Below are 13,346 nucleotides of genomic sequence, written 5' to 3' on the forward strand. Positions count from 1 at the left end.
AGCGGGAAGCCTGTTCCTAGATGAGGTCTCCCACCCCGTTGTGGGTTAAGGCCCCCAGTAGATGACTGGGTTGATAGGCCAGACATGGAAGCGCAGTAATGTGTGTTGGAGTGGACTGGTACTAATCGGCCGAGGACTTGTCCACAACGATGCTACGCACCCACTCTACGATCCTGAAACACCACACCACCCCCACGTGGGTGTGTGGGGAGGCAGCCGGTGTGTTGTTTCGTAGTGTTTCGGTGGTGATAGCGGTAGGGGTACGCCCGGTCCCATTCCGAACCCGGAAGCTAAGCCTGCCAGCGCCGATGGTACTGCACCCGAAGGGGTGTGGGAGAGTAGGACACCGCCGAACTTTCTTTACAGTGGGAGGGCCCGCTGGAGCGACTATCCCGAACGTACGGGATGGGCGCCCAGCGGGCCCTACACGTATGCTCAACCAGAACTTCAACAGTGGGAGGACCCGTGTCCGACAAGAGCGGGCGCGACCGTTCGGGCCGCGACGACCGTGGCCGATCCGAGCGATCCGGAAACGCCGGCAATGCACGTTCCGGTAGTTCCGGTAATTCCGGAAACCGTGGCCGTGGTGGTCCCGGACAGGGAGGACCGCACGGCCGAGGTCGTGACGACCGCGCTCGCGGAGGCGAGGGCGGCGGCCGATCCGGAGGTCGGAACGACGACCGCCGCGGTGGTGGCCGTGGCGGCGACGGACGTGGGTCCGACGATCGGCGTGGAGGCCGCGACGGTGATCGTCGGGGCAACTACGGCCGCGGGGCAGGCGAGCGCGGACGTGGTTCCGACGATCGTGGCCGCGACGAGCGCAGCCGCGGTGACCGCGGCCGGGACGATCGCGGGCGTCCCGGCCGGAACGACAACGACCGTAGGGACAACGACCGCGGTGGCCGGGACGGCCGCGGCTCCCGTGACGGCGGTGGCCGGCCCAGGACCGGCGGAGACACACGCGGCGGGTACGGCGACCGCCGTTCCGGCGGAGACCGGAACGCGCGGGACGATCGCAACCGACCGGATCGCCACAACCGCAACAGCTCCGATGGTCGCAACCGCAGTGACCGGGACCGCAACGACCGGGATGACCGCAACCGGGACGGCCGTGGCCGCAACGACGGCAACCGTGACGACCGGACGTTCGGCGGCGGCCGGCGCCGGGACGACGACCGACGGTCGGAGCGCGGCCCCCGCGGCGGCGCGACAGCTCACGGGAAGCCGGAACGCAGTGCCCGGCCGGACGGCAATGCCAAGCCGGAACGCAGCGGGCCGCGGGACGTGCCGACGGCACCGGATCTGCCGGACGAGGCCGAGTACTCCATGCTCGACGCCGACGCGAGGCAGGAACTGCGCTCGCTGCCGAAGGATTTCGCGGAACGTATCGGACGGCATCTCGTCGCCGCGGGCCTGCTCGTCGACACGGACCCGGACGCGGCACTGGCCCACGCGCGCTACGCGAAGAAGCGCGCGTCGCGGATCGCGGTCGTGCGGGAGGCGCTCGGGCTGACGGCGTATCACACCGGGAACTGGTCGGAGGCGCTGTCGGAGCTGCGCGCGGTCCGGCGCATGACCCACACCGACGCCCACATCGCGGTGATCGCCGACGCGGAACGGGCGATGGGCAGGCCGGAGCGGGCGATCGACATCGTCAAGGAGACGAACGTTGCCGGGCTGCCGAAGGAGACGGCGGTCGAACTGAAGATCGTCGAGGCAGGCGCGCGCCGCGACCTCGGCCAGCTCGACGCCGCCGTCGTGACGCTCCAGGGCGCCGACCTGGACCCGCAGCGGCCGCAGCCGTGGAGCGTGCGGCTGTTCTACGCCTACGCCGACAACCTCGCCGAGGCCGGCCGCACCGCCGAGGCGGTGCAGTGGTTCCTGCACGCCGCCGAGGTCGACGACGACATGCAGACCGACGCCGCCGAACGCGCCTCGGAGCTCGCGGGTGAATGACGCCGCAACACTGCTCGACGTCTGCGACGCGCTGCTGTTCGACCTCGACGGCACCGTGTATCGGGGTGCGGACCCCGTCCCGGGAGCGGCCGACGCGGTGTCGCGGGCACGCAGTCGCGACACCCCGGTCCGGTTCGTCACCAACAACGCGTCGAAGGCGCCGGAGGCGGTCGTGGCGCATCTCGCCGAGGTGGGCGTCCCCGCGGCCGACGACGAGGTGAGCACGAGCGCGCAGGCGGGCGTCCGGCTCCTCGCGGAGCGGATCGACCCCGGTGCGCGCGCGCTCGTCGTCGGCACGGAGGCGCTCGCCGACCAGGTCGCCGCGGCCGGACTGACGCCGGTGCGGACAGCCGACGACGGTGTCGCGGGCGTCGTGCAGGGCCACTCGCCCGACACGGCGTGGCCCGTGCTCGCCGAGGCGTGCCTCGCCATCCGCGCGGGCGCGGTGTGGGTCGCGTGCAACGAGGACACGACCCTCCCTGCCGAACGTGGACTGCTGCCGGGCAACGGCGCCATGGTCGCGGCGCTGCGCGCGGCCACCGGCGCGGCCCCGGTCGTCGCGGGCAAGCCGGAGACTCCGCTGCTGCGGCTCGCCGCGGACTCGGCGGGAAGCACGCGCCCCCTCGTCGTGGGCGACCGGCTCGACACCGACATCGCCGGCGCCGCGGCCGCGGACATGGCCTCCCTCGCGGTGCTGACCGGCGTCGTGACGCCCGCGGGACTGCTGGCGGCAGGGCCCGGGCAGCGGCCCGGATACGTGGCCGCCGACCTGGCCGCGCTCGACGAGCCGGCCTGCCGGGTGGCGGTCGGGCCCCAGGACGGCTGGCACATCGACACCGGCGGTGACACGCTGACCGTCACGACGGCCGGCACCGGGGACGCCGCCGACCCGATGGCACTGCTGCGCGCGCTGTGCGACGCCGCGTGGCGCACGGGCATCATGGCGGCCCGCCCGGGCGACGACGCGGCGGCCACGGCGTTGGCCGACCTCGGCCTGACCTGACCGCGCCCGGTGCCGCGCTCCACCGACCGCGGCACCGGGCGTTCCGAGCAGCACCGGGCCCTGTCGGCGACGGTGGTCCGCGCCGGATCGGATAGCGTTGAGGCGTGCACGACGACAGCCCGGTACCCGGCCCGCCGCAGGAGGCCGGCCAGGACACGCCACCGAACCACGACGCGAACACGGCCCAGGACGCGGCCCAGGACACCGACCCGAGGGCCGGTATCGACGAGGCCGTCGCCGCGCTCGACGACCTCGAGCAGCTGCCCGTGGCCGAGCACGTCGAACGGTTCGAGGCCGTGCACACCGAGCTCACCGTGGCTCTGTCCAGCATCGACAAGGTGTGAGCATGGCGGCCACGGGTTCCGGTGTGCCCACGCGCACGCTCGGCGATCGGTCTGGTCATGCCGCGTAGGGCGCGGCTCGACGCGGAGCTGGTGCGGCGCGGGCTCGCCCGGTCGCGCGAACAGGCCAGTGCCCTGATCGGGGAAGGCCGGGTGACCGTGCGCGGCATGGTCGCCGCCAAACCGGCGACGAGCGTCGAGCCGGACGCTCCCATCGTCGTGCGCACCGACGACGACCCCGGGTGGGCGTCGCGGGGCGCTCACAAGCTGCTCGGCGCGCTGGAGGCGTTCCGGCCGGAAGGGCTGAGCATCACCGGCGCCCGCTGTCTCGACGCGGGAGCCTCCACCGGCGGCTTCACCGACGTCCTGCTGCGTGAGGGCGCACGGGAGGTCGTGGCCGCCGATGTCGGCCGCGGGCTGCTCGACTGGCGCCTCCGCACCGACGAACGCGTCGTCGTGCTGGACAAGACCAACGTGCGCAGCCTGACGCCGGACGAGATCGGCGGACCGGTGGACCTGGTGGTCGCCGATCTGTCGTTCATCTCGCTGAAGCTCGTGCTCGGCGCACTCGCCGCCTGCTCGGCCGAGGGCGGCGATCTGCTGCCGATGGTGAAACCGCAGTTCGAGGTCGGCAAACACCGGCTGGGCAGCGGCGGCGTGGTCCGCGATCCCGCGCTGCGCACCGAGGCGGTGCTCGACGTGCTGGCCGCGGCGGCCGACCACGGGCTGCAGCCGCGCGGGGTGACGGCGAGTCCGCTGCCCGGGCCGTCCGGCAACGTCGAGTTCTTCGCCTGGCTGCGCAAGGGCGGGCCCGAGGCGGGTTCCGACCGGCCGGATCCGGAGGAACTGGTACGCACCGCGGTCGAAGCGGGTCCACAGTGACCGCGGTGACGGTGAGGACGACGGTGAGGGGGCCGCAGTGAGTTTCGGGCCTCGGGAAGTGCTGCTCGTGGTGCATCCGGACCGCGAGTCGACGCAGGACGCCGCGCGCGCGGTCGCGGCGCGGCTCGCGGGAGCGGGCATCGGCCTGCGCGTGGTCGACGACGAGGTACGTCAGCTCGTCGGCAGGGCGGGGGACACGCCGTGCGTCGTGGTCGACCCGGATCACCGTCCAGCCCACGGCGCCGAGCTGGTGCTCGTGCTCGGCGGCGACGGCACCCTGCTGCGGGCGGCCGAACTGGCCCGCCCCGCCGGGGTGCCGGTGCTCGGGGTGAACCTGGGCCGTGTCGGATTCCTCACCGAGGCCGACTCGCACGCCCTGGCCGACACGGTCGAACGCGTCGTGCGGGGCGCCTACCGCATCGAGGAGCGGATGACGATCGACGTCACCGTGACCCGAGGCGACGAGGTCGTGGCCGCCACATGGGCGCTCAACGAGGCGAGCGTGGAGAAGTCCACCCGTGAACGCATCCTGGACGCGCTGATCGAGGTCGACGGGCGGCCCGTGTCGGCCTTCGGCTGCGACGGCGTGCTGTGCTCGACGCCGACCGGGTCGACGGCGTACGCGTTCTCCGCGGGCGGACCCGTGGTGTGGCCCGACGTCGAGGCGCTGCTCGTGGTGCCGAGCAACGCGCACGCCATGTTCTCGCGTCCGCTCGTCGTCTCCCGCGAGTCGGTGATCACGGTCGGTGTCGACCCGGACGGCTCGCCCGCGGTGCTGACCTGCGACGGACTCCGGCACATCGAGCTCGACGCAGGCATGCAGGTACGGGTCGTGGCCGGCTCGGTGCCGGTGCGGCTCGCGCACCTGTGGGACGGGCCGTTCACCGACCGCCTCGTGCACAAGTTCTCGCTGCCGGTGAAGAGCTGGCGGGAACGGCACGACCGCGGCGACCCGAGCTGACCGGCCCGCCGGGTACGCGACCTCGCACCCCCTGCACACTCCCGGCTGTCGGTGGCTGCCGATACGGTGGTGCGCGTGCTGGCCGAGATGCGAATCCAGGGCCTCGGAGTGATCGAGGACGCCCTGCTCGAACTGCACCCGGGTCTCACCGTCGTCACCGGTGAGACGGGGGCGGGCAAGACCATGGTCGTCACCGGGCTACACCTGTTGTCGGGTGGCCGGTCGGAGGCGTCGAAGGTGCGTGCGGGCGCGGCCAAGGCGACCGTCGAAGGGCGTTTCGAAGGCATCGGCGCCGCGGGCGGCGGTGCCGCTTCCGGCGACCGCGCGCCGACGATCATCGCCGACGCGGGCGCGGACACGGACGAGGACGGCAGCGTGATCGCGCTCCGCTCGGTCGGCGCCGACGGACGGTCGCGCGCCCACCTCGGTGGCCGGTCCGTGCCGGTCGGGGTGCTCGGCGACCTCGCCGAGCAGCTGATCGCCGTTCACGGGCAGAACGACCAGCTGAAACTGCTGCGCTCGGCCGAGCAGCGCGCGGTGCTCGACCGGTTCGCAGGCGACCCCGTCGCGACGCCGCTCGCCGAGTACCGGCGGATCCGGCGGGAGTGGCTCGACGTGATCACCGAGCTCGAGGAGCGGTCGTCACGCTCGCGGGAGCTGGCGCAGCAGGCGGACATGCTGCGCCACGGCCTCGCGGAGATCGAGGCGGTCGCCCCCGAGCCCGGCGAGGACACCGACCTGACCGAACAGGTGAAACGGCTGTCCGCGGTCGACGAGCTGCGGGAGGCGGCATCGGCCGCGTCGGCGGCCGTGTCGGGGGACGCCGACGGAGACCTCGACCAGCCCGGCGCGCTCGGGTTGCTGGCCGACGCGCGCCGCAGGCTGTCGGCGGCCGACGACGCGGTGCTGCGCGACCTGGAACCGCGGCTGGCCGAGGCGGCGACACTGCTGTCGGACGTCGGCGCCGAGCTCACCGGCTACCTCGACGGACTCGAAGCCGACCCGGAACGGCTGGAACAGATCCTCGCCAGGCAGTCCGAGCTGAAGAAACTGACGCGCAAGTACGCCGCCGACGTCGACGGTGTGCTCGCGTGGGCGGAGGACGCGCGGGAACGGCTCGCCGGGCTGGACACCTCGGACGAGGCCCTGACCGCGCTCGCGGGCCGCCGCGACGAACTGGCCGCCGAACTCGCCGCACGTGCGGACGAGGTGAGCACCGCCCGACGCACCGCTGCGGCCGAGCTCGCGGACCGCATCACCGCCGAGCTGGCGGGCCTGGCCATGGGACAGGCCGAGATCGAACTGCTGGTCCGTACCAAGGGTGCCGACGAGACCGATCCGCACGCGCTGACCGTGGCGGGGGAGCGCGTGCACGCGGGCCCGGACGGCGTCGACGAGGTCGAGCTGGTACTCAAGGCCCACTCCGGGGCGCAGCCGATGCCGGTGCACAAAGCCGCCTCCGGCGGCGAGCTGTCCCGGGTGATGCTCGCCATCGAGGTCGTGCTGGCACACGCCGATCCCGTGCAGACCCTCGTGTTCGACGAGGTGGACGCCGGTGTCGGCGGCCGCGCGGCGGTCGAGATCGGCAAACGGCTCGCCTCGCTGGCGCGCACCCACCAGGTGCTGGTCGTGACGCACCTGCCCCAGGTCGCGGCATTCGCCGACCGGCACCTCGTCGTGGACAAGGCCGCGGCCGACGGCATCACGCGCAGCGGAGTGACCGTGCTCGACCCGGAGCACCGCGTCGACGAGCTCGCGCGCATGCTGGCGGGCCTCGACGACAGCGAGGCGGGCCGGGCGCACGCGGAGGAACTCATCGGCACGGCCGACACGTACAAGGCCGACGCCGCCCGCGGCGCCGGGAACGCCGGCTCCCGCAGCGGCGGTGCGAAGGGCGGTGCGAAGGGCGGCGGATCCGAGGGCGGAGCGTCGAAGGTCGCAGGATCCGGCGGCGGCTCCAAGGGCGGTGGCTCGAAGAGCGGCGGATCCAAGGGCGCTGGCTCGAAGGGAGCCGGTTCGAAGGCGTCCGGAAAGTCCGTCTCCGGGAAGAAGACGGGCGGCGGCGACCGGGTGTGAGCCGTCCGAAGTGGATCTTCACGGGATCGCGGTGGTGCCACCGAACGGCCCGCGGAGGGGCGTCCCCGCCCCGGCCGAACCCCGCCGGTGCCCGCTGGTCGCCGGCACGGTGGTGTGATCTGCGGCGTGGACGAGGGTGATCGTCGGCCGTTCTCGGCGCGTCGCCGCCGTATTACGCGGTGTCGTTTGCCAGTATCGAAGGCATGAAACTCTCCGGCTTGCTCACCCGGGCCAAGGAATCCCTGCCCGGTACCAGCGGAGTGGCACGTGTCGACCGGCGCACCCGGGAGTTGTTGCGGCGGGTGGGTTCCGGGGACATCGTCGTCATGGACGAGGTCGACATCGATCGCGCCACGGCCGACGTGCTCGTCGCGGCCGAGGTCGCCGCGGTCGTGAACGCCGCACCGTCCATCTCGGGTCGTTTCCCCAACCTCGGCCCGGAGATCCTCGTCGAGGCGGGTGTTCCGCTGGTCGACAACGTCGGCTCCGACGTCGTGCAGCGCCTCAAGGACGGCAGCAAGGTGCGCCTCCACGAGGGCACGCTGTACGCCGGGGACGAGGCGATCGCGTCCGGCACGGTGCAGACGGCCGAGAGCGTCGCCGACGCGATGATCGAGGCCAAGGCCGGCATGTCCACGCAGTTGGAGGCGTTCTCCGCCAACACGATCGAGTTCCTGCGGCGGGAACGCGCGCTGATCCTCGACGGTGTCGGCGTGCCCGAGCTGCGGTTGCAGCTGAAGGACCGGCACGTGCTGGTCGTCGCGCCCGGCAACGAACACGCCGAGGACCTCAAGGCGCTGAAGAAGTACATCAACGAGCACCGACCCGCGTTGATCGGCGTCGACGCCGCGGCCGACACGCTCCGCGACCTCGGTTACACCCCGGACGTGGTCGTCGGCGACCCGAGCGGCATCGGCGCGCAGACACTCAAGGAATGCCACGAGGTCGTCGTGCCCGCGCAGCCGGACGGCTACGCACCGGGCGTCGAACGTATCCAGGACCTCGGGATCGGGGCCGTGACGTTCCCGGCCTCGGGTAACGCGGAGGACCTCGCGTTGCTGCTGGCCGATGCCCACGACGCCGGCCTCGTCGTGACGATCGGGTTCCAGGCCACGCTGCGGGAGTTCCTGGACCACGGCCGGTCCGGCTCGAATCCGTCGACGTTCCTCACCCGGCTCAAGCTCGGCACGAAACTCGTCGACGGGAAGGCCGTCGCCACGCTGCATCGCAATCGCGTGTCGATGAGCGCGGTCGTGCTGCTGGTGCTGGCCGCGCTGGCCGTGGTCGCGGCGGCGCTGCTGGTCTCCGACGTCGGCAGCGTGTACGCGGATTGGCTGCGCGACACCTGGAATTCGTTCGCGTCCTGGGTCAGGGGGCTGTTTTCGTGATCTCGCTGCGGTATCACATCGTCTCGATCGCCGCGGCGTTCCTCGCGCTGGCGATCGGGGTCGTGCTCGGCTCGACCGCACTGAACGGGCCGTTGCTGTCCGGGCTGTCGGACGAGCGCGAGGACCTCGCCGGGCAGGTGAGCGACCTCGAGTCGCAGCGGAACTCGTTGCAGGCGCAGCTGTCCGACGCGGACGCGTTCGCGGGCTCGGTGGGCGGCAGCGTGGTCGACGGGCTGCTCGACAAGCGGTCGGTCGTGTTCATCACCACCCCGGACGCGAGCTCGGCCGACCGGGACGCGCTGACCGAGCGTGTCGAACAGGCGGGTGCCGAGGTCACCGGCGAGGTGCAGCTGACGGAGGCGTTCACCGACCCCGGCCAGTCGGACCAGCTGCGCGAGATCGCCACCAGGCTGCAGCCGTCGGGCGCACAGTTCCCGACGGCGGGCGACCCGGGCACGCTCGCGGGCGCGCTCGCCGGGTCGGTGTTGCTGCTCGACGGCGAGAACGCGAAACCGCAGGCGTCCGGTGACGAACGTCAGGCGGCACTGTCCGGGCTGACCGACAGCGGGTTCGTCAACCCGAGCAAGGAGTCGGTCAAGCCCGCGCAGCTGGCCATCGTGCTCACCGGCGGTGCGGAGACCGGCGACGGCGCAGGCAACAAGGCGGCGACGATCGCGCGGTTCGCGGCCCAGCTCGACCGTTCCGGCGCGGGCGCCGTGCTGGCGGGCCGGGAGGGCTCGGCAGGAGGCGCCGGCGCTGTCGGTGTCGCGCGGGCGGACACGGCGGTGACCTCAGTTCTGTCCACGGTGGACAATGTCGCCTCGCACTCCGGCCGGATCGCCACGGTCCTGGCACTGCGTGAGCAGCTCGAAGGCGACACGGGCCGCTACGGCACCGCGGGCAACGCCGAGGCGCCGGCACCGGGCGTCGACCGAGAGAGCCGCTGACGGCGGAGGAGCCCGGCCAGCCCCGGTCGAGCATTCAGCCCCGGTCGAGCATGGTGTGCCACGCGTCGACGAAACCGGGGAAGGTCTTGCCGACCGTGGCGGGGTTCTCCACCCCGATCCCGGGCACCCGCAGACCGAGCACCGCGCCGGCCATGACGAGCCGGTGGTCGTCGTAGGTGTGGAACATGCCGGCGTGCAGCGGCGCCGGGGTGATGACCAGCCCGTCGTCGGTCTCGGTGACGTCACCGCCGAGCGCGGTCAGCTCGGTCGCGAGCGCGGCCAGCCGGTCGGTCTCGTGGCCGCGCAGGTGCGCCACACCCGAGATGCGTGACGGGCCGTCGGCGAAACAGAGCATCGCCGCGACGACCGGCGTCAGCTCGCCGACCTCGTGCAGGTCGAGTTCGCGGCCGGCCAGCACGCCGTCACCGGTGACGCGGAGGAGGTCGGAGCCGTCGGCGGCGCGTTCGAACACGGCCTCACCGCCCAGTTCGGCGACGAGGCTGCGCAGCCAGTCACCCGGCTGGGTGGTCTCGCGCGGCCAGCCCGCGATGCGGACCGTGCCGCCGGCCACCAGCGGTGCCGCGACGAACGGTGCCGCGGTCGACAGGTCCGGCTCGACCGTGTACTCGGTGAGCGTCAGCGTCGCGGGCGGGACGTGCACCTCGCGGCCGCTGCGCTCGGGGGCCGCGCCGAAGCGGCGCAGCATGTCGAGGGTCATGGCGATGTGCGGCTCGCTGGGCACCGTGCCCACCAATCGCACCGTGACGCCGCGTTCGAACGCGGGAGCGGCGAGCAGCAAGGCCGACAGGAACTGGCTGGACGCCGACGAGTCGAGGTCGACCTCGCCGCCGGTCAGCCCGCCGTGGCCCCGGACGGTGAACGGCGGAGCGCCGGGCTCCCCACCGTCGTCCCGGATGTCCGCACCCAGCTCACGCAGTGCGCCTAGCAGCGGCGACAGCGGCCTGCGGCGGATCGCGGCGTCACCGTCGAAGTGGACGGTCCGCTCACCCAGCGCGGCCAGCGCCGGCGTGAACCGGGCCACCGTGCCCGCGTTACCGAGTGTCACGGCGGCGTCACCCGATCCGGGAGTGAGCGGGCTGACCCGCACCCCGTCGGACGTGTGCTCGGCGCCGGCGCCCAGTGCGGCCAGCGCGCCGAGCATCAGGCGTGCGTCCCGCGAATCGAGCGGTTCCCGCACCAGTGTCGCCCCGGTCGACAGGGCCGCGAGCACGTAGGCCCGGTTGGTGATGGACTTCGACCCGGGCACCCGCACCGTCGCGTCGAGCGTCCCGCCCGTCGCACGGCGTGCCGTCGGTGCGGTCCAGGGGGAGGCGGTGGTTGCGGCGTCTTCGGTGGACACGCCAGCCACTGTCGCACGAGCGGCGCCACGCGGCGCGTGAGGCGCCTGCGCACGAATCCGTGAGTGTGAGTTAAGGTGGAAGCCCGTGGGACTTCAGCCGCGGACAACCAAGTACGTCTTCGTCACGGGAGGCGTCGCCTCCTCGCTCGGCAAGGGGCTTACCGCCTCCAGCCTGGGCCAGCTTCTCACCGCTCGTGGACTCCGCGTCACGATGCAGAAGCTGGATCCGTATCTCAACGTCGACCCGGGAACGATGAACCCGTTCCAGCACGGTGAGGTGTTCGTCACCGAGGACGGCGCCGAGACCGATCTGGACATCGGGCACTACGAGCGCTTCCTCGACCGGGATCTCTCCGGTTCTGCCAACGTGACCACCGGGCAGGTGTACTCGTCGGTGATCGCCAAGGAGCGGCGCGGCGAGTACCTCGGCGACACGGTGCAGGTCATTCCGCACATCACGGACGAGATCAAGGCGCGCATCATGGCCGTCGCGGACGGTGACGGCAGTGGCAAGCGCCCCGACGTCGTCATCACCGAGGTCGGCGGCACCGTGGGTGACATCGAGTCGTTGCCGTTCCTCGAGGCGTGCCGTCAGGTGCGCCACGACGTGGGCCGCGACAACTGCTTCTTCCTGCACGTCTCGCTGGTGCCGTACCTGGCGCCGTCCGGCGAGCTCAAGACGAAGCCGACGCAGCACTCGGTGGCCGCGCTGCGCAACATCGGCATCCAGCCGGACGCGCTGGTGTGCCGCGCCGACCGCGAGCTGTCCGACGAGGTGAAGAACAAGATCGGCCTCATGTCCGACGTGGACAGCGAGGCCGTCATCGCCTGCCCGGACGCGCCGTCGATCTACGACATCCCGAAGGTGCTGCACTCCGAGGCCCTCGACGCCTACGTCGTGCGCAGGCTCGGCCTGCCCTTCCGCGACGTCGACTGGACGGTGTGGGGCGACCTGCTCGAGCGCGTGCACAACCCGAACGAGACGGTCCGGGTCGCGCTGGTCGGCAAGTACATCGACCTGCCCGACGCCTACCTGTCGGTGACCGAGGCGCTGCGTGCGGGCGGATTCGCCCACCACGCCAAGGTGAAGATCGTCTGGGTGGCCTCGGACGACCTGCTGACCGAGTCCGGTGCGGCCGCTGCGTTGTCCGATGTGGATGGCGTGTTGATTCCCGGCGGATTCGGCATCCGCGGTATCGAGGGCAAGATCGGCGCTATCAAGTTCGCGCGTGAGCGCAAGATCCCGGTGCTGGGGCTGTGCCTCGGGCTGCAGTGCATGGTCGTCGAGACGGCCCGCAACCTCGCGGGCATCGACGGCGCCGACTCGTCCGAGTTCGACCCGGCGGCCGCCCACCGGGTGATCTCCACGATGGCCGACCAGAAGCAGGTCGTCGCGGGGGAGAAGGACATGGGTGGCACCATGCGGCTCGGCGCCTACCCGGCGACGTTGCGGGCCGGATCGCAGGTCGCCGCCGCCTACGGCGAGACCGAGATCTCCGAGCGGCACCGCCACCGCTACGAGGTCAACAACGCCTACCGCGACCGGTTGGCCGAGGCGGGCCTGGTGTTCTCCGGCACCTCGCCCGACGACCGGCTCGTCGAGTTCGTGGAGCTGCCCGCCGAACAGCATCCGTTCTTCGTCGCCACGCAGGCGCACCCGGAGCTCAAGAGCAGGCCGACCCGCCCGCACCCGCTGTTCAGCGCGTTCGTCAAGGCCGCCGTCGAGTACCACACGGCCGAGCGGCTGCCGGTCGAGCTGCCGGAATCGGCGGGTGCGCGGTGACCGAGCCGGGAACGCACGAGTTCGACGTGGTGTCCACGCGGGACATCCACATCGGACGGGTCGTGGGACTGCGCGTGGACGAGGTGGCCATGCCGGGCGGTGCGACGGCGCGGCGCGAGGTCGTGGAGCACCTCGGCGCCGTGGCCGTCTGTGCCGTCGACGACGACGGCGGCGTGACGCTCATCCATCAGTACCGGCATCCGGTGCAGGACCGGTTGTGGGAGCTGCCCGCGGGGCTGCTCGACGTCGACGGCGAGGATCCCGTGGACACCGCGGCCCGGGAGCTCGTCGAGGAGGCCGGGCTGGCGGCGGCGCGCTGGGACACGCTCGTGGAGGTGGCCGCCTCGCCCGGTTTCACCGACGAGGTCGTGCGGGTCTACCTGGCGCGTGAGCTGCGGGCGGTGGAGCGGCAGGCCCACGGGGACGAGGAGGCCGACCTGACGATCACGACCGTCCCCCTGGACGACGCGGTCGGGATGGTCCTGGCGGGCGAGATCGTCAACGGGGCCAGCGTCGGGGGCATCCTCGCGGCGCACGCCGTCGTCACCGGGCAGCGCTCCCCGCGTGGACCGCACGCCCCGTGGCGGCACCGGCCGATGACGTTCGCCGAACGGGTCCGCGACGCGACCTGACGTCCCACGGCGCCCGA

11 protein-coding genes and 2 rRNA genes are annotated in these 13,346 nt (G+C 72.4%); 12 read left to right on the forward strand and 1 reads right to left on the reverse strand.

What is annotated here, in order from left to right; all coding sequences use genetic code 11:
• From LY13_RS13070 to LY13_RS13115, 10 genes are all read left to right on the forward strand, one after another.
• Nucleotides 1–145 (forward strand): 23S ribosomal RNA (locus LY13_RS13070); the annotation flags it as partial.
• A 93-nt stretch (nt 146–238) separates the two neighbouring features.
• Nucleotides 239–355, forward strand: a 5S ribosomal RNA gene (gene rrf / locus LY13_RS13075).
• 929 nt (nt 356–1,284) lie between these two features.
• A complete protein-coding gene (locus tag LY13_RS13080; RefSeq protein ID WP_253828690.1) occupies nt 1,285–1,956 on the forward strand; it encodes a tetratricopeptide repeat protein in 672 nt (223 codons plus the stop codon).
• The gene (locus tag LY13_RS13085; protein WP_253828691.1) at nt 1,949–2,959 is read left to right on the forward strand and encodes an HAD-IIA family hydrolase; all 1,011 of its coding nucleotides are present in this window, start codon (nt 1,949–1,951) and stop codon (nt 2,957–2,959) included. Before LY13_RS13080 ends, LY13_RS13085 begins: the two co-directional genes overlap by 8 nt.
• Before the next feature lie 104 nt (nt 2,960–3,063).
• Nucleotides 3,064–3,303 carry a hypothetical protein gene (locus LY13_RS13090; RefSeq protein ID WP_253828819.1) on the forward strand — a complete coding sequence of 80 codons (240 nt, stop codon included), beginning with the start codon at nt 3,064–3,066 and terminating at the stop codon, nt 3,301–3,303.
• A 57-nt stretch (nt 3,304–3,360) separates the two neighbouring features.
• Nucleotides 3,361–4,182: a TlyA family RNA methyltransferase gene (locus LY13_RS13095; RefSeq protein ID WP_253828693.1), complete on the forward strand. Its 822-nt coding sequence runs from the start codon at nt 3,361–3,363 to the stop codon at nt 4,180–4,182.
• Nucleotides 4,183–4,219: 37 nt separating this feature from the next.
• Nucleotides 4,220–5,143, forward strand: a complete 924-nt coding sequence (locus tag LY13_RS13100) for an NAD kinase (RefSeq protein WP_253828694.1) — start codon at nt 4,220–4,222, stop codon at nt 5,141–5,143.
• A 75-nt stretch (nt 5,144–5,218) separates the two neighbouring features.
• Nucleotides 5,219–7,219, forward strand: coding sequence for a DNA repair protein RecN (gene recN, locus LY13_RS13105; RefSeq protein WP_253828696.1), 2,001 nt, complete (start codon nt 5,219–5,221; stop codon nt 7,217–7,219).
• A 203-nt stretch (nt 7,220–7,422) separates the two neighbouring features.
• Nucleotides 7,423–8,607, forward strand: coding sequence for a putative cytokinetic ring protein SteA (steA, locus tag LY13_RS13110; RefSeq protein WP_253828697.1), 1,185 nt, complete (start codon nt 7,423–7,425; stop codon nt 8,605–8,607).
• Nucleotides 8,604–9,554, forward strand: a complete 951-nt coding sequence (locus tag LY13_RS13115) for a copper transporter (RefSeq protein ID WP_253828698.1) — start codon at nt 8,604–8,606, stop codon at nt 9,552–9,554. The genes steA and LY13_RS13115 overlap by 4 nt, the downstream gene beginning before the upstream one ends.
• Nucleotides 9,555–9,588: 34 nt before the next feature.
• On the opposite strand, the gene aroA is transcribed toward LY13_RS13115, so the two are convergent.
• Nucleotides 9,589–10,914 (reverse strand): 3-phosphoshikimate 1-carboxyvinyltransferase, encoded by a 1,326-nt coding sequence (gene aroA, locus LY13_RS13120; protein WP_308216325.1) that lies wholly within the window; start codon nt 10,912–10,914, stop codon nt 9,589–9,591.
• An 85-nt stretch (nt 10,915–10,999) separates the two neighbouring features.
• On the opposite strand from aroA, the gene pyrG reads away from it, so the two are divergent.
• Both pyrG and LY13_RS13130 read left to right on the forward strand, forming a co-directional pair.
• Nucleotides 11,000–12,697, forward strand: a complete 1,698-nt coding sequence (gene pyrG, locus LY13_RS13125) for a CTP synthase (RefSeq protein WP_253828700.1) — start codon at nt 11,000–11,002, stop codon at nt 12,695–12,697.
• Nucleotides 12,694–13,329, forward strand: a complete 636-nt coding sequence (locus LY13_RS13130) for an NUDIX domain-containing protein (RefSeq protein WP_253828701.1) — start codon at nt 12,694–12,696, stop codon at nt 13,327–13,329. Before pyrG ends, LY13_RS13130 begins: the two co-directional genes overlap by 4 nt.
• Nucleotides 13,330–13,346: the final 17 nt, after the last annotated feature.

Origin of the sequence: Prauserella aidingensis, assembly GCF_024171865.1 — a bacterium.
Lineage (GTDB): Bacteria > Actinomycetota > Actinomycetes > Mycobacteriales > Pseudonocardiaceae > Prauserella > Prauserella aidingensis.